This window comes from Pseudonocardia alaniniphila (genome assembly GCF_022524485.1).
GTDB lineage: Bacteria > Actinomycetota > Actinomycetes > Mycobacteriales > Pseudonocardiaceae > Pseudonocardia > Pseudonocardia alaniniphila.
Genome location: NZ_JAKXMK010000038.1, coordinates 93510 through 113941 on the forward strand (window position 1 = coordinate 93510; position 20432 = coordinate 113941).

General features: G+C 68.8%; 19 protein-coding genes. 8 read left to right on the forward strand and 11 right to left on the reverse strand.

From position 1 onward, the window contains the following. The first annotated feature begins 190 nt into the window (after positions 1 to 190). Genes MMF94_RS35350 through MMF94_RS35360 form a run of 3 tightly spaced genes read left to right on the forward strand, consistent with a single transcriptional unit; the run spans position 191 to position 3302 of the window. Complete coding sequence (locus MMF94_RS35350; protein WP_241041816.1) at positions 191 to 1252, forward strand: LLM class flavin-dependent oxidoreductase; 1062 nt, start codon at positions 191 to 193, stop codon at positions 1250 to 1252. A gap of 47 nt (positions 1253 to 1299) precedes the next feature. Then, positions 1300 to 2844, forward strand: coding sequence for an AMP-binding protein (locus MMF94_RS35355; protein WP_241041817.1), 1545 nt, complete (start codon positions 1300 to 1302; stop codon positions 2842 to 2844). Continuing rightward, positions 2844 to 3302, forward strand: coding sequence for an acyl-CoA thioesterase (locus tag MMF94_RS35360; protein WP_241041818.1), 459 nt, complete (start codon positions 2844 to 2846; stop codon positions 3300 to 3302). Before MMF94_RS35355 ends, MMF94_RS35360 begins: the two co-directional genes overlap by 1 nt. Before the next feature lie 41 nt (positions 3303 to 3343). On the opposite strand, the gene MMF94_RS35365 is transcribed toward MMF94_RS35360, so the two are convergent. The 8 genes from MMF94_RS35365 to MMF94_RS35400 all read right to left on the reverse strand — a co-directional run bounded on the left by MMF94_RS35365 (position 3344) and on the right by MMF94_RS35400 (position 11345). After that, complete coding sequence (locus tag MMF94_RS35365) at positions 3344 to 3937, reverse strand: NADPH-dependent F420 reductase (protein ID WP_241041819.1); 594 nt, start codon at positions 3935 to 3937, stop codon at positions 3344 to 3346. Positions 3938 to 4017: 80 nt separating this feature from the next. Then, the gene (locus MMF94_RS35370; protein WP_241041820.1) at positions 4018 to 4770 is read right to left on the reverse strand and encodes an SDR family NAD(P)-dependent oxidoreductase; all 753 of its coding nucleotides are present in this window, start codon (positions 4768 to 4770) and stop codon (positions 4018 to 4020) included. Positions 4771 to 5118: 348 nt separating this feature from the next. Next, positions 5119 to 5712, reverse strand: coding sequence for a TetR/AcrR family transcriptional regulator (locus tag MMF94_RS35375; protein WP_241041821.1), 594 nt, complete (start codon positions 5710 to 5712; stop codon positions 5119 to 5121). 84 nt (positions 5713 to 5796) lie between these two features. Continuing rightward, positions 5797 to 7005: a ferritin-like domain-containing protein gene (locus tag MMF94_RS35380; protein ID WP_241041822.1), complete on the reverse strand. Its 1209-nt coding sequence runs from the start codon at positions 7003 to 7005 to the stop codon at positions 5797 to 5799. Continuing rightward, entirely contained in the window at positions 7002 to 7844 is an 843-nt protein-coding gene (locus MMF94_RS35385; RefSeq protein WP_241041823.1) for a phosphate/phosphite/phosphonate ABC transporter substrate-binding protein, read from the reverse strand. Before MMF94_RS35385 ends, MMF94_RS35380 begins: the two co-directional genes overlap by 4 nt. After that, positions 7844 to 8983, reverse strand: coding sequence for an acyl-CoA dehydrogenase family protein (locus MMF94_RS35390; protein WP_241041824.1), 1140 nt, complete (start codon positions 8981 to 8983; stop codon positions 7844 to 7846). The genes MMF94_RS35385 and MMF94_RS35390 overlap by 1 nt, the downstream gene beginning before the upstream one ends. Positions 8984 to 9279: 296 nt before the next feature. Further along, positions 9280 to 9723: a DoxX family protein gene (locus MMF94_RS35395; protein ID WP_241041825.1), complete on the reverse strand. Its 444-nt coding sequence runs from the start codon at positions 9721 to 9723 to the stop codon at positions 9280 to 9282. Positions 9724 to 9965: 242 nt separating this feature from the next. Further along, entirely contained in the window at positions 9966 to 11345 is a 1380-nt protein-coding gene (locus MMF94_RS35400; RefSeq protein WP_241041826.1) for an FAD-dependent oxidoreductase, read from the reverse strand. A gap of 70 nt (positions 11346 to 11415) precedes the next feature. Here MMF94_RS35400 and MMF94_RS35405 point away from each other — a divergent pair, with 70 nt between their 5' ends. Beyond that, the gene (locus MMF94_RS35405) at positions 11416 to 12315 is read left to right on the forward strand and encodes a cupin domain-containing protein (RefSeq protein WP_241041827.1); all 900 of its coding nucleotides are present in this window, start codon (positions 11416 to 11418) and stop codon (positions 12313 to 12315) included. A gap of 188 nt (positions 12316 to 12503) precedes the next feature. Then, the gene (locus MMF94_RS35410) at positions 12504 to 12974 is read left to right on the forward strand and encodes a MarR family winged helix-turn-helix transcriptional regulator (RefSeq protein WP_241041828.1); all 471 of its coding nucleotides are present in this window, start codon (positions 12504 to 12506) and stop codon (positions 12972 to 12974) included. A gap of 350 nt (positions 12975 to 13324) precedes the next feature. Here the strand turns inward: MMF94_RS35410 and MMF94_RS35415 are convergent, their stop codons facing one another. Genes MMF94_RS35415 through MMF94_RS35425 form a run of 3 tightly spaced genes read right to left on the reverse strand, consistent with a single transcriptional unit; the run spans position 13325 to position 16563 of the window. After that, positions 13325 to 14509: an alpha/beta hydrolase family protein gene (locus tag MMF94_RS35415; RefSeq protein ID WP_241041829.1), complete on the reverse strand. Its 1185-nt coding sequence runs from the start codon at positions 14507 to 14509 to the stop codon at positions 13325 to 13327. Between the two features lie 45 nt (positions 14510 to 14554). Further along, on the reverse strand, positions 14555 to 15571 hold the full coding sequence (locus tag MMF94_RS35420; RefSeq protein WP_241041836.1) for an SLAC1 family transporter: 1017 nt from the start codon (positions 15569 to 15571) through the stop codon (positions 14555 to 14557). Positions 15572 to 15588: 17 nt separating this feature from the next. After that, positions 15589 to 16563, reverse strand: coding sequence for an LLM class flavin-dependent oxidoreductase (locus MMF94_RS35425; protein WP_241041830.1), 975 nt, complete (start codon positions 16561 to 16563; stop codon positions 15589 to 15591). A 598-nt stretch (positions 16564 to 17161) separates the two neighbouring features. Between MMF94_RS35425 and MMF94_RS35430 the strand changes: the two genes are divergently transcribed. The 3 genes from MMF94_RS35430 (at position 17162) to MMF94_RS35440 (ending at position 19880) form a co-directional block, all read left to right on the forward strand. Continuing rightward, positions 17162 to 18133: a helix-turn-helix domain-containing protein gene (locus MMF94_RS35430; RefSeq protein WP_241041831.1), complete on the forward strand. Its 972-nt coding sequence runs from the start codon at positions 17162 to 17164 to the stop codon at positions 18131 to 18133. 227 nt (positions 18134 to 18360) lie between these two features. Continuing rightward, the gene (locus MMF94_RS35435; protein WP_241041832.1) at positions 18361 to 19170 is read left to right on the forward strand and encodes a mycofactocin-coupled SDR family oxidoreductase; all 810 of its coding nucleotides are present in this window, start codon (positions 18361 to 18363) and stop codon (positions 19168 to 19170) included. A gap of 95 nt (positions 19171 to 19265) precedes the next feature. Further along, positions 19266 to 19880, forward strand: a complete 615-nt coding sequence (locus MMF94_RS35440) for a GNAT family N-acetyltransferase (protein WP_241041833.1) — start codon at positions 19266 to 19268, stop codon at positions 19878 to 19880. Positions 19881 to 20432: the final 552 nt, after the last annotated feature.

Below are 20432 nucleotides of genomic sequence, written 5' to 3' on the forward strand. Positions count from 1 at the left end.
ATAGTGGTGTCAGGAGCGCGGTCTCACAGCTCTACGGCTCCATAACGCTCTGGTCTTTCGTTGAACGAAAGCGATCCTTGGTTCATCGCGTGGTGTGGTCCAAGCTGTCTGAGCCGCCCCGATACCCGAAGGCTCGTCACCGGCCACGGAAGGCGGCCGATCGCACTACCCGGACCGTGGAGGATCTGAAGTGGCGTTTTCCGACGATCGCATGATCGGGGTGTCGATCAACAATCTGACCGGGATCACCGGCCACCGTTATGGACTCGGCGACATGCTGGACGCGGCATCAGAGGCCGAAGCCCTCGGTTTCGACGGCGTCTGGGTGCACGACGCGCCGTTGGGCCGCCGGACCATGGCGTCCTTCGACAGTCCGTCGATCCTCGCAGCGGTCGCAGCCAGGACACGGACCTTGAAGCTCTGCACGGGCATCCTGCAGCCCCATCTGCGCAACCCCGTGGCACTGGCGCTCACCTGGGCCACCATCCACGGGATCTCCGAGGGACGGCTGGTGATGGGGGTCGGCACGGGGGCGGGCAAGGGCACGCTCGTCAAGCGCGAGTACTCGGCGCTCGCGGCTCTCCGTCACAAGACCGATCTCGATCCCGAGGCGCTCTACGCCGAACGCGGCAGGCTCTTCACCGAGTGCATGGACGTGATGAACCGGCTGTGGCGCGAGGACAAGTTCTCGTATCACGGCGAGTTCTACCACTTCGACGAGGTGACCCTCGGCGAGGCACGGCCACAGACCCCGCCGCCGACATTGATGGGGTCGGGCATCTACGTACCGAAGGAATGGGGTGGCCCGGCCTCGCACATGTGGAAGAAGGAGAATGCCGGGAAGTTCATGCTCGGCAGGTACAAGCGCGTGGTGAACCACAGCGACGGGTGGATCGCGAACCACACCACGCCGGAGGAGTTCGACGAGGGCTGGGCGAAGATCGCGGCCTACGCCGCGGAGAAGCACCCCGGCAAGGCCCTCGCGGCGGCCTACAACTGTTTCGTCCACGTGGACGACAACCGGGAAAAGGCACGCGACGCGGCCATCGGCTATTTGAACCAGTGGCACACGATGATCACCGACGAGGTCGCGGACCGGTGGATCGTGACCGGCCCCGCGGAGGAGGTCGCCGAGAAGCTGGCGGACTACCAGCACCGCGGCGTCAACATCTTCCAGCTCATGTGCGCCTCACCGGACCAGCGCGAACAGATGCGGCGCATCGGCGAACACGTGATTCCGTTGCTGCGTTGACCATCTCCCGCCCATTTCACAACTTCATGAAAGGGATCTGCCGCGTGATGACTTCACTGGCGGACCATCTGGACAAAGGCGCGTCGCTCGGTCGTGACGAGCCCTGCCTGACGCTCGACGACACGAGCCTCACCTATGGCGAGGCGCTGGATCTGAGCTGTGCAGTGGCCCGAGCCCTGCACCGCTCGGGTGTGCAGCCGGGTGACAAGGTCGGGATCCTCTCGGCCAACGACGCGGTCGCCTACGTATGCGTGTTCGGGATCGCCCGCCGCGGCGCGGTGTGGTGCCCGATCAACCCGCGCAACGAGGCGGACGAGAACCGGGATCTGCTCGACCTGATGGACTGTTCCTGCCTGATCTTCCAGAGCAGGTTCGCGCCCTTGGTGGAGCGCATCGTTGCCGCGCTGCCCACACTGACGTTGCTGGTGTGCCTGGACGCCGAACTCGACATAGCGGTGTCGTTCGAGAACTGGCTGGCCGCCGCCGCGGCGGACCCGATCGGTCCGGCACTCGCCGCGCCACCCGACGACATCGCGGTGATCATGGGCACCAGCGGCACGACCGGGCGGCCCAAGGGCGTCATGCTGACGGCGCGCAACTTCGAGGTGCGCTCAGCGATGACGCTGTGGGGCTATCCGTTCGAGGGGCGCCCGGTGTTCCTGGCGATTTCCCCGCTCACACACGCGACGGGCATGTTCTGCCTGCCGATGCTGTCGCTCGGGGCGCAGATCGTCGTGATGCCGAAAGCGGACCTGACCGTGTTCCTGAGGCTGATCGAGCGTCACCGCGTGACGCATTCCTTCCTGCCCCCGACGTTGATCTACATGCTGCTGCAGCACGAGGGCCTCGCGGCCGCGGACCTGTCCTCGTTGCAGTGCATCATCTACGGCTCTGCTCCGATCTCCACCACCCGGCTCGAGGAGGCGCTGACCACCATCGGCCCCGTGATGGGGCAGGTCTACGGGCAATCCGAGTCACCGAACATGACGATGCTGTCGCCGCGCGATCACTTCGACACCGACGGCACCGTGGCCCGGTCGCGCCTGACGTCGGCCGGCAGGCCCGGTCCGCTGACCACGCTGGCGATCATGGACGGCCAGGGTCGGCTTCTGGACCGAGGTGAGCGGGGCGAGATCGTCGTGCGCGGCCCGGGCGTGTCGCCCGGCTACTACAAGAGCCCGGAGGCCACGGCAGAGGCGTCACGGTTCGGCTGGCACCACACCGGTGACATCGGCTACCTCGACGAGGAGGGCTTCCTGTTCATCGTGGACCGCGCCAAGGACATGATCATCACGGGCGGTTTCAACGTGTACTCGGTCGAGGTCGAGCAGGCCCTGATGACGCACCCGGCCGTCCGCGACTGCGCGGTCGTGGGGATGCCCGACGACAAGTGGGGCGAGCGCGTCACCGCGGTGGTGGTGCTGCAGCCCGGCACCGAGGCGACCACCGCGGAGATGATCGAGTACATGAAGCGGCGGATCGGAAGTGTGAAGGCACCCAAGGAGATCGTGGTGTGGTCGGACCTGCCCCGTTCCCTGATGAACAAGGTGCTCAAGACCGACGTGCGAGCCCGGATGACGGCGGCAGGCTGATGGCCACCGCCGAGCAGGTGGAGCGCACCGACCGGGATCACGATGAGCTGCCGAGCGTGGTCGTGCAGCGCAGGGTGGAGTGGCACGACACGGATGCGGCGGGCCACCACCATCACGGGGCGGTGCTGCGGTGGGTCGAGTCGGCGGAGTCGGTGCTGTTGCACCGGCGCGACGCGACGGCGTTGTACGGCCGCATCCCACGGGTGCACTACGAGGTCGACTACCTCCACCGGCTGTACTACGGCCAGGTCGTGGAGATCGAACTGGCCGTGCAGCGGGTCGGCACGAAGTCGGTGCGCTACGCCTTCGTGGTGCGCGGCGGGGGCACAGTGGCTGCCACCGGCAACCTGGTGATGGCCATGGCAGCTCGTGACAGTCCCGGCGCCATCCCGCTGCCCCCGGAGATACGGCGTGCGCTCACCACCGGTGGCCGTCAGCGACCGGAGACCATCGACTGACGGGAGCCGGGGCCTTGACTCCCTGACGTGAAACGGCTGCCTCAACGGTGCTCGATGAAGTCACGCGCAGGCATCGGACCGCCGGGGAATTGGTGGAGCCGCCCACCTGTCGCCAGGTCACCCAGTGGCACGCCGGCGAAACCCAGACGCTGGATCATGAGGCCGACGGTCGTCAGTGCGCCGGCCTCGTCGCCGGAGTAGAAGATGACCCGCTTACCGCCGTCGACCTCCGGATACGATCCGAGTTTCTCGGGGCTGTGCGTGTTGAACGCCTTGACCACCCTGGCCCCGTGCGCGTGACCGGCGACCACTTCGCTCGAGGTGAGTCCGCCGAGGTCGAACGGCTGGAACGTCGGGGCCTCGAGAGGGTTGGTGGTATCGATCAGGACCCGGCCCTCGAGGTCCAGCCCGTTCAGAGCGGCCGGAATCCGGCTCCACTGCACCGCCAGCACAACGACCTCGGCCGCCGCGGCGTCCGCTGTCGTGCCCGCCCGCACCCCGAAATGCCGAGCCAGTGGGGCAAGGGTCGCCGGCTCGCGGCTGTTACTGAGAACGATGTCCGACTCGCCGACAGCGGTCAGTCGTCGTACGAGTGCCTGCGCGATCGCACCCGCTCCGATGAAGCCGTAGTTCATGCGTGGGTTCTCTCCGTTGCAGTAGGGGTCAGACGCCGCGCAGTGGCACCTTCGCCGTACGAATGATTGCCGGCCGGCCGTCACGCCATGAAGCCTCCGTCGACGAGGAGGGTCGCTCCCGTCACGAAAGTCGCGTCCGGGCCGACGAGAAAGGAGATCGCCCCCGCGACCTCCTCGGGCCGACCGAAACGACTCAACGTGTTCATCGAGCGTTGGGTGTCTGCGAACGCCCCGAGGTCGGGGTTCATGTCGGTACTGATGGAGCTGACCTGCACGGAGTTGACGAGGATGCCGCGAGGTCCGAGGTCCCGGGCCCAGCCGCGGGTGTATGCGTCCACCGCGGCCTTCGTCGCCGCGTAGTCGCCGAGTCCGCGGAACGGCGTCCGGTCGGCAGCCGTCGAGCTCATCGAGACGATCCGACCGCCTTCGCCCATCACCCGTACCGCGGCACGGGTGGTGGCGGCGACACCGCGGATATTGGCGGCGAGTTGACGGTCGAACGAGGCGATATCGGCGTCCTCCGCGTCGATCGTTCCGGTCACGAACACGGCGGCGTTGTTGATGAGGATGTCGAGCCGGCCGAACGCATCCATCACCGAGTCGACGAGGCCCGCGGCCTGTTCCGAATCGGACTGGTCCGCGACGAAAGCTGCGCCGCGTACCCCGAACTTCTCGATCGCCTTCACCACATCCTCGGCCTGCTCGGCCGACGACCGACAGCCGATGGCGACGTCAGCGCCATCGCGGGCGAGCCGAACTGCCGTCGCCGCGCCTATGCCACGGGATCCACCCGTGACGAGGGCGGCCTTGCCGGCCAGCGCCTTCTCGGCCATGAGTCCTCCGGTTCCGGCCGCGCATCCGGCCAGTTATTGGAATGAATGTTCGTGGTCCTCTTTGCGGCAATGCCGCACGCCTACCCGGAGGGAGAGAAAGGCCTGTCCCGACGAGACGGAGGGCCCGCGCGTGGAGCACCGCGGTCTCCGGCCGATGACAGCGCGGCCGATAGCGCGGATCCTCCCCACCGTCGTCCTCGACGGTCGGCACGGCGTGGGAGAAGTCGCAGGTTGCGGCAACCGTTCGCGGGCTTCCCCACTATTTCTTGATCGTGCGATCAATATATAGGGCCGACGACCGGTCCTGTCAAACAGGCAGTTGAGGGTGCGGGATCGCCACCCTGAGGTTCAGGCCTCCCAGGGCAGGCGTCGCATGGTCAGATCGACGAGGCTCAGCAGCGTGTCGCGGCCGGCGCCGGACGCCGCCTCGACGACGATGCCTTCCGCGAGGGCGACCACGTACCGTGCGGCATCCCGCGGTTCGACGTCCGAGGGGAGGTCGCCGCTCTCCTGGGCCTGGGCGAAGCGCTCGGTGAGCATCACCTGGGCGGCCTTGCGGCGATCACACAGGTCCTGCCCGACCTCGCGGGCCGCGTCGCCGGTGACGAGCGCACCCTGCACCAGGAGGCAGCCGGCAGGAGTGGCCTCTCCCGTGGAGCTCTCCGTGGCCCCGGTGAGCCAGCGGCGAACCACCTCCCGGACGCTGTCGGCCTCGAGGCTGTGCGCGCCGTAGGAGAAAGAGGTGGCGACGTATCGGTCGACGACCTGCTTGAAGAGTCCGGCCTTCGAGCCGAAGGCGGCGTAGATACTGCCCGGCTGGAGGCCGGTCGCTTCGCGGAGGTCGGCCATGGTCGCGCCTTCGTAGCCCTTGCCCCAGAAGACGGTCAGCGCCGCCTGCAGGACCTCGTCTACGTCGAACTCGCGGGGACGCCCCCTCGCCATGACCCGCCTCCGAATTGCAAAGTGTGCGTTCAATATAAGACGTGACGCCGGTCCGGTATCGGGCGACGCGTGATCGTCAATGGCTCACATGAAATTGCGCGTGTGGAGGGCCGAGAGTTCGGCGGCCTCGTCGGGTGGGAAGCCGAGCCGGGCCAGCCGTTGCCGGCGACCGTCGTCCATCACACGGTGGAGTTCCTGTACCGCGTCATGGCCGCCGGCGATGGCAGCCGGGGTCCAGGAGCCTGCGGCCAGCACGACGAGCGCGTCGAACACATCGGCGTTGAGACCGGCGGTGTCGACCAGGGCGTCGTGTCGGCGTTCGATCGCCGTGCGCAGCTTGCCGCGCAGTGACGGGTCGCGTCTGCCCTGGTGTTCGAGGTGTGCGACGCCGAACGCGACGTGACGTGCTTCGTCGACCCGAGCGAGGCGAGTGATCTGCGCGGTGACCGGGTCCGGTGCGTGCCGCTCCAGGAAAGCCAGCAACGCAAGGAAGCTGCCCTCCCCGAGCACCGAGAGCAGGAAGGACGCCAGCGAGAAGTCCGGCTCGGCGAGCAATGTGGCCAGTGACGAGCGGCCGCCGGCCGACGAGGTACCCATCTCTCCGCCGTGCAGCAGGGCCCGGCGGGTGAAGACGTCCATGTGGCGAGCCTCGTCCGCTGCCTGCACGGCGAGCAGTTGCTGGACCTCCCGGAAGTGTGGGTGCACGCGAGCGAGCAGCCCGGCCGGGACGACGAGTGCGGCCTGCTCGTTCTCCACGAGGTAGGTCATGACCTGCACGACGGCCGACTCCACGTCAGCGGGCACGTCGGCGCTCGCGTCCCAGTCGACGGCGGTGGCCGGATCCCATTGCGCGGCGGCGGCGTGCGCGTAGAGCCGTGGCGCGAGGTCTGCCCAGACGACGTCACGGTCGTCGAGGTCGAATCGCCCCTCGGGCCCGCCGGCCTCGACCAGCGCGCCACGGGCGGCGAGACTCCAGCGGGCCGGTGGGCGGGCGACGATCCCGTCCGGTCCGGGGCCACCGGCGCGTTCCGCGCCCGCCCACCGGTCGGCCTCCGCGGAGCCGCGCACGAGCTCCCACCTGGCCGAGCGGTCGGGGACCATGGCGAAACCGTGGCCCTCGCGGCGGGCCCAGGCGCGCAGGTGCACCCCGAGGGCCGGATCGCCTCCGGTGACGGTGACCCGGCCGCCGATCGGCACCTCGCGCAGCGACCTGCGGACGAGGAGATGGGCGCCCCGCTCGAAACCCAGGAAGCCGAGATCGAGCGGGGCACCCGGGCGATGCCCGTGGGTCACGGGTCGTACTCCCGGGCGGTGACCGTGCCGGTCACGTCGTAGAACCCGGTCTCGTCGACGGCACGGGCGAGCTGGCCGAAGCCGCTCGTGCGGCCCGGCACCCACTGCCTGAGCCCTTCGAGGTCGAGCAGCGGGCGGACCTGTGGGTCGGCGTAGGACATCGACTCCAGCAGGCGCACGAACTCGTCGGCCTCGGCAGCGGGTGCGGTGTCGACGATCGCCATCGTGCAGTGGTCGTAGACGTCGGTCTGACCGAGAATTCGGGTCGACCCGCCCGGGAGCGTGCCCTCCTGCCCGAACAGCAGGTGGTTGCCGTCGATCATGCATGCGGCGTCGACCTCACCGGCGACCAGCGCGCGGGCGGCGTCGCGTTCGCCGCCGATGTGGTCGCCGTGCAGGCCCACACCGACGTCGAAGCGGCGGACGCGCAGGTCGGCGACACCGGCGTGGCGCAGGAACGACAGCGGGATCAGGGTCGACTGCGGCGAGTCGACCGCTCCCACGCCGACGGTGCGGCCCGCGAGATCGGCGAGTGAGGACGCGGGAGAGTCTGCGCGGACGACGACCACCGAGGTGAGGTCCTGGTCGGTGTCACGCATGACCGCCGAGCGGACCGCACGTCCCTTCGCGGCGGCCAACCGCTCGGAGCGCAGCCACGCCAGTGGCGAGTTCCACGCGGCGTGGATCCGGCCCTCGGCGAGGTCCTCGACCTGCCGCTCGTAGTGGGAGTACAGGACGTAGTCGAAATCCAGGCCCTGCCCGCGCAGCCACTGCCGGAACCCGTCCCAGATGGTGACGACCTTGGGGTCGTAGGCGACCCCGCCCATGATCAGCGTCATCAGGCACCCCCGAACAACGGCAGCCCGAGCGTGGCGCGACCGACGAAGTCGTGCAGCGCCTCGGTGGTCGGGGCCATCACCCGCGCGGCGAGGGCGTCCCGGTAGCGGCGCTCGATGCCCAGCTCCTTGCGGAACGCTGCGCCGCCGCACAGCCGCATCACCCCGTCGCCGACCTCGGCCGCGGCCTCGGCAGCGACAGCCTTGACCTGAAGTACCCGCAGGGTCGCGTCGTCTCGGCCGCTGCCCAGAGCGGAGAGGGTGTCGGTCAGGAACGCGCGGGTCAGGTCGACCCGGGTACGCAGGGCCGCGAACGCGAGGCGGCTGGCAGGCTGCTCGGCCAGGCTCTGGTCGAGGTGCTCGAGCCGGGCAGTCCTCAGGTGTGCGGCGGCCTCGTCGACGAGGGCCTGCATCAGCCCCAGCGAGACCGCGGCGTTGCCCACCAGGAAGGTGGGCAGCGCGGCACCCAGCGCCACGTCCAGCCCGGCGCCGTCGTCGCCGAGCCGCGCCGAGGTGTCGACGAGGGCACCGTCGGCGGCCATGGGGCGTGAGGAGTTGCCGCGGAGCCCGAACCCGTCGAACTCGCCCGCGACCCCGACGCCCGGCGTGCTCGCGGGCACCAGCCACAGCGTCATCGGGCCCGCCGCGCTCACCGGGCGGCTCGACCAGACGTAACTGTCGGCCTCACCGGCCGAGGTCACCCAACTCTTCGCGGCGTCGAGGCGCACCTGGCCGTCCGTGGCGGTCGCGGTGCTCACCGGCGCCCAGAAATGGCTGCGTGAGCCACGCTCGGAGAACGCCAGCGTGCTCAGGTGTTCACCGGCGGCGATCGCCCGCCGGACGTCGTCCGGGCCATGGTTCTCGATCACCGACACGGCGGCGTAGTGCATCAGCACCACCATCGCGACCGAGGCGTCCGCACGGGCGATCTTCTCCAGGGTCACGGCCACGTCGGCGAGCGAGCCACCGGCGCCGCCGACCTCGGAGGCGCTCAGCAGGCCCAGGACACCGGCGCCGGCCAACGCGTCTATGTCGGCGCGGGGGAACGTGCCGGTGCGGTCGACCTCGGCGGCCGACGGCGCGATCGTCCGTTCGACCACCTCGACCAGCGCGGATGCGGGTGAAATGACAGCGGTAGGCAACACAAGCTCCTCGATGGACCGCAGGGCGGTCACGACGGAGCGGAGAGCTCAGCTCGATCCAGGTACGCCGCCGCGACCGTAGGGGCACCGCCCGACCGGACGGCTGACAGCGACGGCTCAAAGTCGACGGAACACAGCCCCACCTCCCCGGCGCCGGGAGTGCGACCCGCGCGAGCGCAGCGGGTCGCACTCATGATCGAGTGTCCCCGAGAGATGATCGAGTGTCCCCGAGAGAAAGGGCAAGGACCCCGTACCGGACCGCGCTCGCTCGGACTACGTCACTCGACGACGAAGACCTAGTCGGCCGCGGCCATGGCCGGTCGCCGCCGCCTCGACACCACGTGGTCGACGCTCAACCGCCCGGAACCGGCCGCGGCGAGCGCGAGTGCGGTCGCGCCCACCAGCCCGGCCAACTCCCAGCCACCGTTGGAGACGAACACCCCCGACCCGATGTGCACGAACACCACCGCACCGAGCATCACCAGTGCGACGAGGACACCGACCACCGCTGTCGCTGCGCCGGCGAGGATCAGGAGACCGCCGAGAAGTTCGACCGCCATGACGAACACCGCCGCGACAGGAGCGGCGGGAATTCCGTTTTCGATGAAGCCCTCGGTGGTGGCGTCGATGCCCTTGGTCATGAGCTTCTGCCACCCATGAGCGATGAGGACGATGCCGAGGGCCAGCCGAGCCAGCAGGAGCGCAACATCTCGGGCCGGGCCGGGTAGAGCGCGGATCATCAGCAGAACCTCCCAGCTGTATGACCTTGACCATTCCGGGCAAGGTCATAAAACGCGCGAACTTCAGCTCCTGGGATACCCGCAGATTCACCAGAGGCCACACCGATACGCACGCCGCAACGCCGCCAACCGCGTTTCGCACCAGCCGGTCGCCGCGATTGCCCCACTCGACTCACCCGTGCGGAGTCTCGAGAGCCGACCGACCCGAAATCCCTACCGCGCCGTCGCCCGGCCGCCGACGGTCAGCGGACGGACGGACTACCGAGAACCTCGTTGAACGCCTCGGTGGACGACGGGTGCGTGTAGATCGTGTCGCGCAGCTCGCTCGCGGTCACGCCGTGGCGCATCGCGAGCGCGACGACGTTGATCATCTCCTGCGCGTCCACGCTGAGCAGCGCGGCGCCCAGCACGAGGTCCGTCTCGCTGTCGACCACGAACTTCATCAGCCCGCGCGTCTCTCCGACGATCTTGGCTCGCGGCATCGTGGCGATGTCCGCGACCGCCTTCTCGACCACCTTCACCCGCAGCCCGCGTTCGCGCGCTTCGCGCTCGGTGAGGCCGACGCGGGCGAAGGCCGGGGTCATGAACACCGTGTACAGCACGAACTTCCGGTCCGCGGTGGATCGTTCACCGCGACCGATGAGCTGGTCGGCGACGATGCGGTTGTCATCGAGGGAGATGTAGGTGAACTGCGGGCCTCCGTTGACGTCGCCGATCGCGTAGATGTGCGGCTGGCTCGTGCGCAACACCTCGTCCACCTCGATGGCGCCCGACGGAGTGGTGCGCACGCCGGCGCGGTCGAGGCCGAGGCCCTCGGTTGCGGGCTTGCGACCGGTCGCCGCGAGAATCTCGTCGGCTGCCAGCGTGTGCGTCGCTCCCCCTGCTTCGTAGGTGATCTCGACGCCGTTGTCGATATCGCGCACTTGCGTGACGTGAGCTCCGGGGATGAACCCGACACCGGCTCCGCGCAGGATGTCGGTGGCCGCATCGGTGATGTCCTCGTCCTCGCGCGCCATGATCCGCGCGGCCGGGTCGAGCATCGTGACAGCGCTGCCGAACTGGGCGTACATCGACGCGAACTCCACACCCACGTAGCCGGCCCCCAGGATCGCCAGGCGCTTCGGCAGGTGGTCGATATCGATCAGGTCGGTGCTGGTGAGCAGGCGCGAACTCTCCCGCAGGCCCGGGATGGGCGGGAGCACCGGCACGGCCCCGGTGTTGATCACGATGATGTCGGCGCTGAGGTCGAGCATGTCCACCTGGCCGGCGGTGACGCGCACGGTCTTGGAGTCGAGGAACGTCGCCCGGCCGGTGATCACGGTGACCGAGTCGAGCATGTCGAGCATGGCGTAGTTCTTGCCTCGCATGGCGGATGTGAGCGCACGCGTCTGTTCGACAGCCGTCCGGTGCCATTCCCCAGGGCTGCTTGCGCCGCGGCGCTCGGCGTGGTGGACGAGTGACTTCGTCGGGACGCAACCGATGTTGATGCAGGTGCCGCCGTACATCTTGGACGACTGCTCGACCATCGCGACGCGCTTGCCGAGCCGCCCCATCGTCGCGGCGAGCGTCTTGCCGCCCTTGCCGAACCCGATGACCAGGACATCGAAGTGCGTAGTCTCCATGTGTGAACGGTCCACCTCCAGAAGCGAGACGACCACGCGCTGACGCCTCACTTTTCGTCGGGATCGGCTCATGGACGGCGTGAGCCGCATCGTCCGACTGGCGCGGCTCGAGGGCAGGGTCGACGTGCGCTGCCTGCTGGCCGGGCGCATCACGATCGACAACGCGCCGGCCGGGCCAGGAGAGGTCCCGTTCCATCTGCTGCTCGACGGCCGCTGCAGCGTGATCTCGGGCGCGTCGGCTGTCGAGATGGGCCCCGGGGACCTGCTGCTCCTTCCGCACGGCGACGCGCACCGCGTGGCGGCGACCACGGGGCCGCAGCGCCGGTTCGTGGAGGAGCCGGGTGCGGCGTTCCCGACCCGGCGGACCGTCGGCGCCGAACCCGAGCTGGACCTGTTCTGCGGCCACTATCGCGCCGGGTCCGGTGCGGGCGCGCTGCTGTTCCGCTTGCTGCCGCAACTGGTGCACGTCACGCTCGACGCCCCCGCGTTCACCTTGGCGGAGGTCCTGCGTGGCGAGGCCCGCGCCGACGGCCCCGGCACCGGGGCCGTCGTCGCCGCGTTGTGCGACGCGCTGCTCGCGATGGCCCTGCGTAGCCGTCCCGATCAGCGCCTCGGCACGCCCAGCCTCTGGACCGCCATGGGCGACGACGCGCTGGGCCGGGTGATCGCGGAGGTCGTCGCCCGCCCCGGCGAAGCGTGGACGATCGAGCGCCTGGCCGACGGAGCGGCGATGTCGCGGGCCACGTTCCTGCGCCGCTTCACCGCCCGCACCGGTACGACCGTTGCGACGCTGGTGACGGCCATCCGGATGATGGTGGCCGCTGACCTGCTGGCGCATTCGGACCACTCGGTGGGCCGGGTGGCGGGTGAGGTGGGGTACCGCTCGGAGTCCGCCTTCACGCAGGCGTTCCGCGCCGCGCTGGGAACGTCACCATCGCGCTACCGGAAGGACGCCGCGCTGGGCCGATGACCGAGCCGCCAACCACCTGCTCACGGCGAGGCGACGAGCCCGAGGGGATCGCTGTGATGAGGCGATCTCGACAAGGAGGTACGTGATCTCGGGGCCCCCGGAGTGAGGGCCGCCTATCGTAACCAGCCGCGACGGTTGTTAAATGAGTGACGGGTGGTGTCCGACAAGCGATAGGAGCACGGCCAGTGGTGACCCGCGCGGAGCGGAACTCAACCGATCCAGATCTAGGGGTGCTCGCGGGCCGGCTGTTGTTCGGGGTGCAGCGCGAGCTGTTCACGGCACTGGCGGAGCTGGGTTTCGACGATTTGAAGCACAGACACGGAGCTGTCTTGGCGTACCTCGACGCCGACGGAGTGCGCCCATCCGAGCTGTCCCGTCTATCGCATCAGTACAAACAGAACATCGGCACACTTATCGACGAGCTGGAAGCTCTGGGGTACGTGGAGCGGCGGCCGGACCCGAGCGACGGTCGGGCCAAGCTTGTTTTTCCGACCGAGCGTGGGCTGGCCCAGATGCGCGCTGCCGATCTCATTCTGGCCGCCATGCAGCGGCGACACGCGCAGATCGTGGGGCGCGAGGAGTACCAGCGGTTCAAGCGTGTCTTTTTCCAGGTCACCGAGAACCAGCGCGGTTACATTCGCCATCTACCCGACGAATGATCAGTTCCCGGGATGCTGCAATACCGCTCCCGAGCACGGGATGAATTCTCCTGTTCGACGTGGGCAGAGTACATCCGTCCCGGCACGTCCGTTTCACGGTCACCGATCATGAAACGGTCGCGACGGCTTGCAGGCGGCTGACATGAGCATCTTTCTCGGGCCCAACTCGGTCACCCCCAGTCGACCACAGAGGCCGGCTCGGGGGCGGGCGTTTCATCGTCGGCCGGGAGGCATTTCCTCCTCGAGAATCACGGGAGCAGATCCGCCGTGTCCACCGGCGAGATGACGGATCATGGGTCCACCTCGGGGCCGGGAGCGATCCTCACGCGCCCGGCCCCGTCCGCACCGGGTCAGCCGTTCTTCGGCAGCGTGATCCCGAGACGCTCGGCGATCCACGCACGGACCGCAGGCCAGATCTCGGGGTTGGCCGGGTCGACGGTGTCGAAGTGGCGTCCCCCGGGGCATTCGACGAACTCCACCTGGCCACCCTGCGCCGTGATCGACTCGGCGAAGGCGCGGCTGTAGGCGGCAGGGACCGCCTCGTCCGCGTCGCCGTGCAAGGCCAGCACCGGCACCCCGCTCGCGCGCATCTGCGCGGGCGAGGTGACGGCGAAGCGCTCGGAGTCCTCGTCGGCGTGCACTCCCACGAGCAACGGGATGATGCCGCCCGTCACCGCCGCGGCGACCGCAGGCCACGCCTCCGGCCGGGCGGGCGGCGGGGCGCCCCAGATGGGCTCGGCGTCCATGTCCTCGAGGGCGGTGCCGAACTTCTCGCCGTCGGCAGCAACCAGATCGAGCACCCCGGACAACGACACGACACCAATCGGGCGCGCGACCGGGTCAGCACCGACCGCGCCCGCCGGCAGCGCCCCGCGCAAGCCGGCCCACGTCGCGAGATGACCCCCGGCCGAGTGCCCGACGAGCACGATCCGCTCCGCGTCGACAGCCGGATCGATGCCGACCATCGTGTCGACCGCAGCGGCGACGTCGGCGAACGTGCCCGGCCATCCTCCGCCTTCCTCGCCCACCCGTCGGTAGTCGACGTTGTAGACGGCGATCCCGAGGGACAGCAGGTCCTCGACCACCGGCAGGATCTGCCTGCGGTCCCACATCGCGGTCCAGTACCCGCCGTGGACCAGCACCACTCCTGGGAAGGGCCCGGCGCCCTCGGGCAGGTACAGCTCACCCACCTGGGACGGATGCGGCCCGTACGCGACGGTCCGCACCGCGCGCGGCCCGTCCTCGGCGTCGTCGTAGCGCGTCCCGCGGCGTCCCTCGACCAGCGAGTCGATCGTCGCGAAGAACGCCGCGATCTCGGGCAGGTTGCCCCCCTTGGTCGACGACTCGTCGTACGCGGCGTCGTCGGCCCACTCGACGGCGTCGAGCCACGTCCGCTCGTCCAGACGGATCAGCTTGGCAGCGATGAAGCCGCGACGGTCCACGCGAAACGCCTCGATCATGGCGTGGCGGGCCTTCAGCATTTCGGAAACGCGATCGTTTCCGACGACGAACGTCGTGAGTTCGATGACGGACACTACTCAGCTCCAATTCTCCGAGTTCCGAGGGCTGCGGAGCCGCGGTCAGTGGGCCTCGCGGGCGCCAGTGACGGACTCCTGAGGTTGTAGGGCAGGTGCGGCAGCGGAGGGCGCTGCGGCAGGCCTCGGCGGGAACAGCGTGCCGGCCGCGAGCGCCACGATCGAGCGCACGGTGATCGCACCGATCAGGACCGTGATGGCTACCACGACGATCCACGCCAACGCGATGTAACCGGACGGCCTCGTGATGACGAGCCAGTGCAGCGCTACGGAGGCCACGGCAGCCCACGAGAAGGTGAAGGCCCAGAAGCTGATCGTGAATTTCAGCCGAAGGAACATGGGCAGCAGCCGAACCTGAGAGAGGACGATCAGCATCCCGTAACCGGCCAGGAACTGCGCGACACCGTCGATTTTCCCGCCGTTGAGGCCGAACCAGGCCAGGCTGGCGACGGCGGCGGGAGCGACCTCGATCGCGAGTGTGGGCGTGAGCGCGGCCGGGAGCGCCGGGCGGAAGAAGAGCCGGGCCAGGATGATCGAGCCGAGGACGAACCAGCACACCACGCCGTAGCCGAACATCACGTGGCCGAGCACGGGCTGGCCGACCGCGCCGGCGGTCATCGCCGCGACCAGCCCGCCGGCCACGGTGGGCAGGAAGTAGCCCGGGTGAAGCTGGTCGAGCGCATAGTCGCCATAGATCAGCTGCCCGGTGAACCACGACCCGTGAATCACGGTGAGGACGATGAACAGGTCCGTCAGCACGGCACCGGTCGCCGGAGCGAGCGGGGCTATGCCGGTAGAGGCCAGAATCATCGGCGAGATCAGGGCGAGCGACAGGAACGGCCCGAGGACCGGATGGGTCGCGTCGTCACGAAGCACACCATGCCCGAGCGCACACGCGAGGTACGCGACGAGCGCTGCCACCCAGATGACCGCGGCGATGGCCAGGAGCGCCTGCGCGATCCACTGCGGGGCCAACCCGGCGCCGCCCGCCGCCGACCAGGTGCCCGCCAGCCCGGCCCACCCGAACGCGGCGCCGAAGATGTTCGGCGGAATGCGGGGCATCGTCACCGCTCGGGCGCTCATCCCGAACCGGCCCGCGGTCGCGGACGATCACCGGCCGAGAGACGCTCCGCAGGAGAACGGCTTGCCGCGGACCGCTCACCCATGCGCTCCCGGACCCCGGGCGCGACCTCCTCGGCGAAGAGCCGGATCTGCTGCTCGTCGGCCTGTTCCGGCCAGAGCACGAACGCCGTGAACGGCTGCTCGGTGGCCAGCCGGGTCAACAGCTCGACCCAGCCGGCGACATCGGCGCGGACCGGATCGGCGCCGGACTGCGCGAGCGGCCTCGACGCGGGGGCCCCCGCCTCGACGGTCCCGACGAGCTGCGCGACGCGCCGGATGCCGGCGGGATCACGGCCGGCGTCGCGCGCTGCCCGGCTCAGGACCTCGTTGCTCTCCGCCCAGCGCTCGTAGGGCAGGTACGAGGGGATCGGCGCCGCCCAGCCGTCGGCGACGCGTCCGGTGAGCTCGAGACTGCGCGGGCCCTGCGCGCCGACCCAGACCTCCACGCCCCCAGGGCCCGGTTGTTGCCCGCCGATCCCGCGGACTCGATAGAACTCACCGTCGTGGTCGACGGAGGCATCGGCACGCCACAGCCCGCGCATGATCGCGATTGCCTCATCGAGCGCCCGCAGCGCCTCTTGCGGGGTCCGCCGGGGCGCTCCCATGGACTCGATCGCATCCTGGTAGCCGCCTGCCCCGAGCCCGAGCTGGAAGCGGCCCCTGGACACCTGGCTCAGCGCGCTCGCCGTGCGAGCCAGTACGGCAGGTGGGCGCAGCGGCAGATTCGCTACGTCGGGGAACAGCTGGATCCGCTCGGTGCGGGCGAGGAGATCGCCCATGACGACGAACGCGTCGAGGTACTGCGGGGCGTAGGGATGGTCCTGGACGCCGATGTACTCCAGTCCTGCCTGCTCGGCCACCGCGGCCAGCCGACGGGTGGTGTCGAGATCGAGCGTCGGGGTCACGGCGACGCCGAACCTCAGCTCTGTCATGGGGTTCTCCTTCTCGGCTTGCCCGGTTCGTCGCCCGGTATCGACGACGTTCGCGCTGCCTGCGAGATCGAGGTACTGGATCTCGTCGTGGGCGGGCTGGCGAACATGGAGATCGCCAGCGAGTCGAGTATTGTGATCAATTCGGTCAAACAACGTATGGGACATATATTTACCGGAAGTTCGGCGCTCGGTCCCGATTCGAGACGTGGGGACCGGAGGAGCTGCAGCGGGTGCTTCGGTACGTGGCGCCGCACGTCCCGGCAGATACCGGCCGCGAGCAGCGGCCTGAAAGGAACATTCAGGACGATTCTCCCGCCATCACCAGCGAGGTCCGGGCGGTCCTGCAGGACGTCGAGCAGGACGGTGCCGGGCCGGGTCCTCGCGGCGGCGACGTCAAGGGTGGTCGACGCGTCTCGCAGGCGGAACGCACGAACCGCCGGACATCTCGCCGAAGGGGGGTTGCCTTCCCGATCCCTGCCTCACCGGCCCGGTCACGTGATCGCAATAGTCGGCGGCCGGCGTCTTGACACGTCACTATCTACACCAATCGGAATGTGGATATTGGCGGCAGGCAACTCTGGGAGCTAGCCTCGCGGCCGTGCGGATCCTCGAGTACTCCGGCGAGGAGTTCGACGACATCGTCGATGAGTTCTTCATCGCGGCGATCTCTCAGAAGGGACCTGACTTTCGCGGGCGGGTGGCATTACATGACCTCGGCGAGGGCTTGGCGCTCTGTCGGACGCGCTGGGGGCCGAGGTCGGCGGTCCGGACCGACCGGATGGCAGCGGGGGCGTCGGAAGGCAGCCGGATGCTCTTGTCCGTACAGGTCGCCGGCCGGGCCCACATGCTCCAGCGCGACCGTCTGGCCGATCTGGCGGCCGGCACGGGGGTCGTGACCGAGGCGCGCACTCCCTTCACGTGGGTCTCCCAGACCGAGATCCGGCAGCTGGTCCTGTCTTTCTCCCGCGAACTGCTGCCGCTGCGTGCCGCCGAGGTCAACGAGGGATGTGCGCGCAGCATGAACCTCACATCCCCCGCCATGCAGATGCTCGCCACCTACCTCGGCCGGTTGTTCGAGATCGCCGACAGCTTCACCGCGCCGCAACGGATGGACGCGGGGCAAGCCGCGCTCGACCTGCTCGTGATGGCGCTGCGGGACGTCATCCCCTCGGTACCGGGCAGCGACGGCTCCGCGAGGGTGCTCCTGGAGATGATGCGCACGCATGTCCGCGAACACATGGCTGACCCGCACCTGCAGGTGGACGAGCTGGCGCGGCGGCACCACGTGTCGGTCAGTCACGTGTACACCCTGTTCGAACGGATCGGGACCACGCCGGCTGCCTATCTCCGCGAGCAACGGCTACTCGCGGCACAGATGATGCTGTCGGACCCGAGGCACGCCCGCCTCGCGACGTCGGACATCGCGGCTGCGGCAGGGTTCCTCGACCGCAGGACGTTCGAACGGGCGTTCCGGCGGCAGTACGGGATGACGCCCGGCAACTGGCGCAGTGAGCATTGCCACTCCGGGCCGGTTCCCGCAATCCCCAACGAGGAAATGCCTCCCCGCTGACGAGAAAACGCCCGCCCCCGAGATGGCCCGGTGCGGTCAACTGGGGTCACCCTGGTGGGCTCCAAAGACGTTCATGCCGACCGCCTGCAAGCCGTCGCCGGTTCATGACCAGCGATCGTGAGATCGGACGTGCTCCTCCGGACACGTCCGATTCCGGAGCGAGCACCCGCAAAGGACAGGGGCCGCGATTGTTCGGCGCCCTGGCAACGGACGAGGAGGAGATCAGCATGGCAGGCCGTCTCGAAGGCAAAGTCGCTCTCATCTCCGGCGCGGCACGAGGGCAGGGACGGTCGCACGCGGTGTCGCTGGCGCAGGAGGGTGCGGACATCATCGCGTTCGACATCTGCCGCCGGCTCGACACGGTGCCCTACCCGATGGCGACACCGGAGGATCTCGAGCAGACGGTCAAGCTCGTGGAAGACCTCGACTGCCGGATCATGGCGCGTGAGGCGGACGTGCGTGACTCGGCGGCTGTGCGGGCTCTGGTCGATGAGGGCGTGGCCGAGTTCGGCCGCCTGGACGTGGTGTGTGCGAACGCGGGAATCGGCGGTGTTGCGGAGAACACCTGGTCGATAAGCGATCAGGAGTGGGAGGAGATGATCGCGGTCGACCTCACGGGGGCGTGGAAGACCGTGAAGGCGGCGGTGCCGGCGATGATCCAGGCCGGCAACGGCGGCTCGATCGTGATCACCAGTTCGGCCGCGGGCCTCAAGGGGATGACGGGTGCGGCGCACTACGTCGCCGCCAAGCACGGTCTGGTCGGTCTGATGCGCACTCTGGCCAACGAGTTGGCCCCGCATTTCATCCGGGTCAACACCGTGCACCCCACGGGCGTCAACACGCCGATGATCGTCAACGACTTCATGGCGCAGGTGCTGTCCCGCGCGGACGGCTCGGTCAACCTGCAGAACGCGCTGCCGGTGGAGATGATCGAGCCGCTGGACGTCTCGAATGCCATCGTGTGGCTCGCCTCCGAGGAAGCTCGCTACGTCACGGGCGTGTCGCTGCCGGTGGACGCCGGGCTCCTCCAGCGGTGACCAGCCCGGCCACCCCGGCCAGGAGACCGGACACGTTGTCGAGGGTCCGCGTCGTGCCATCGGACAGGTCGGACGTCGGTGAGGTCGTCGACATCATGTCGACCGCCTTCTTCGATGATCCGGTATGCCGCTGGTTCTTCCCCGACGAAGCACAGCGGGAGACGCAGCATCCTCCTTTCTTCTGGCCACTTGTCGAGGTGGCCTACGCCCATGGAGAGGTCTACCTGACCGACGATCGAACGGGGGCGGCACTGTGGCTCCCTGTCGACGTATCGGCCTGCCGCACCCGGACCCCGGACATCGCCAGGATGTTCGAGGGTTCCGTGGGGCGGAGCAGTGCTGCTCGAATCGGGGCTCTCGGAGCACGATCCGCGGAAATTCATCCCATGTCGATCAACCACGACTATCTGCCATTGATCGCGGTTCGCCCTGAATGGCAGGGTACCGGGCACGGGGCGGCATTACTCGATCATCGGCACGCCGCGCTGGACCAGCGCGGCAGGGCCGCCTACCTGACCGCCAGCAACCAGCGGAGCGCGAAGTTCTACGAGCGCTTCGGCTACCGTCGCCTTGCCGTCACCATCGACGTTCCCGGTGGTCCCAGCCTGTATCCCATGTGGAGAAATCCCGTCTCGCCTGATCTCGAAGCGAGGGTGCACGACGCCTCCGGCGGTTCGGGGTCGGGGTCGGGGACGGCCCGACGTTGCTGACATTGCGGACGCGGTGGCGGCCGCAGCGCTCGTCGACGAGGTCGACCGCGGCCTTCCGACCGTGGTAATAATCATCACCGGACGATCGCACGCCATGGCAAAGCGGGATTCTCGGTGGCGGTCGGCATCTTCCTCGCACCGGCCCAATCTCATGCGCACCGTTCGTAACCGGCGCTCTCGACCATTCGACGGGATACGCAGAAACATTCCTCGTCGCACACCGGCCCCGCGGATATGACCCGCAAGAGGTATGTCGCGGGCACGTGTGCAGTCCTTACGGTCGGCATGACCGTCGGGCGACGAATGGAAAGCTCATGTGACCCCATTCCACTTCGGCACATTCCTGGGCCGGCTCCGAATCCCGGCGACGGCGGTCGCACGTCGGGCACTGGTCGGCGACGGGGAACACGACTGAAAGCCGTCCCCACGGGGATCTGTTCGTAGAGAGGACATACGTATGACCCGCTCCCGCGGCCCGCACCGTGGACATTCACGCCCATGTCTTCACCTCGGCCTGTCATGAGCTCGTTGCTGGTCTGATGGAGCCGGAGT

Bases quoted from the DNA above. Each gene is read 5' to 3' on its own strand.
- MMF94_RS35395 (WP_241041825.1), bottom strand. From the start codon at position 9,723: ATGATCCGCGCTCTACCCGGCCCGGCCCGAGATGTTGCGCTCCTGCTG.
- MMF94_RS35440 (WP_241041833.1), top strand. From the start codon at position 19,266: ATGTCGACCGCCTTCTTCGATGATCCGGTATGCCGCTGGTTCTTCCCC.
- MMF94_RS35365 (WP_241041819.1), bottom strand. From the start codon at position 3,937: ATGAACTACGGCTTCATCGGAGCGGGTGCGATCGCGCAGGCACTCGTA.
- MMF94_RS35370 (WP_241041820.1), bottom strand. From the start codon at position 4,770: ATGGCCGAGAAGGCGCTGGCCGGCAAGGCCGCCCTCGTCACGGGTGGA.
- MMF94_RS35355 (WP_241041817.1), top strand. From the start codon at position 1,300: ATGACTTCACTGGCGGACCATCTGGACAAAGGCGCGTCGCTCGGTCGT.
- MMF94_RS35405 (WP_241041827.1), top strand. From the start codon at position 11,416: ATGGACGGCGTGAGCCGCATCGTCCGACTGGCGCGGCTCGAGGGCAGG.
- MMF94_RS35385 (WP_241041823.1), bottom strand. From the start codon at position 7,844: ATGACGCTGATCATGGGCGGGGTCGCCTACGACCCCAAGGTCGTCACC.
- MMF94_RS35435 (WP_241041832.1), top strand. From the start codon at position 18,361: ATGGCAGGCCGTCTCGAAGGCAAAGTCGCTCTCATCTCCGGCGCGGCA.
- MMF94_RS35400 (WP_241041826.1), bottom strand. From the start codon at position 11,345: ATGGAGACTACGCACTTCGATGTCCTGGTCATCGGGTTCGGCAAGGGC.
- MMF94_RS35360 (WP_241041818.1), top strand. From the start codon at position 2,844: ATGGCCACCGCCGAGCAGGTGGAGCGCACCGACCGGGATCACGATGAG.
- MMF94_RS35420 (WP_241041836.1), bottom strand. From the start codon at position 15,571: ATGCCCCGCATTCCGCCGAACATCTTCGGCGCCGCGTTCGGGTGGGCC.
- MMF94_RS35375 (WP_241041821.1), bottom strand. From the start codon at position 5,712: ATGGCGAGGGGGCGTCCCCGCGAGTTCGACGTAGACGAGGTCCTGCAG.
- MMF94_RS35425 (WP_241041830.1), bottom strand. From the start codon at position 16,563: ATGACAGAGCTGAGGTTCGGCGTCGCCGTGACCCCGACGCTCGATCTC.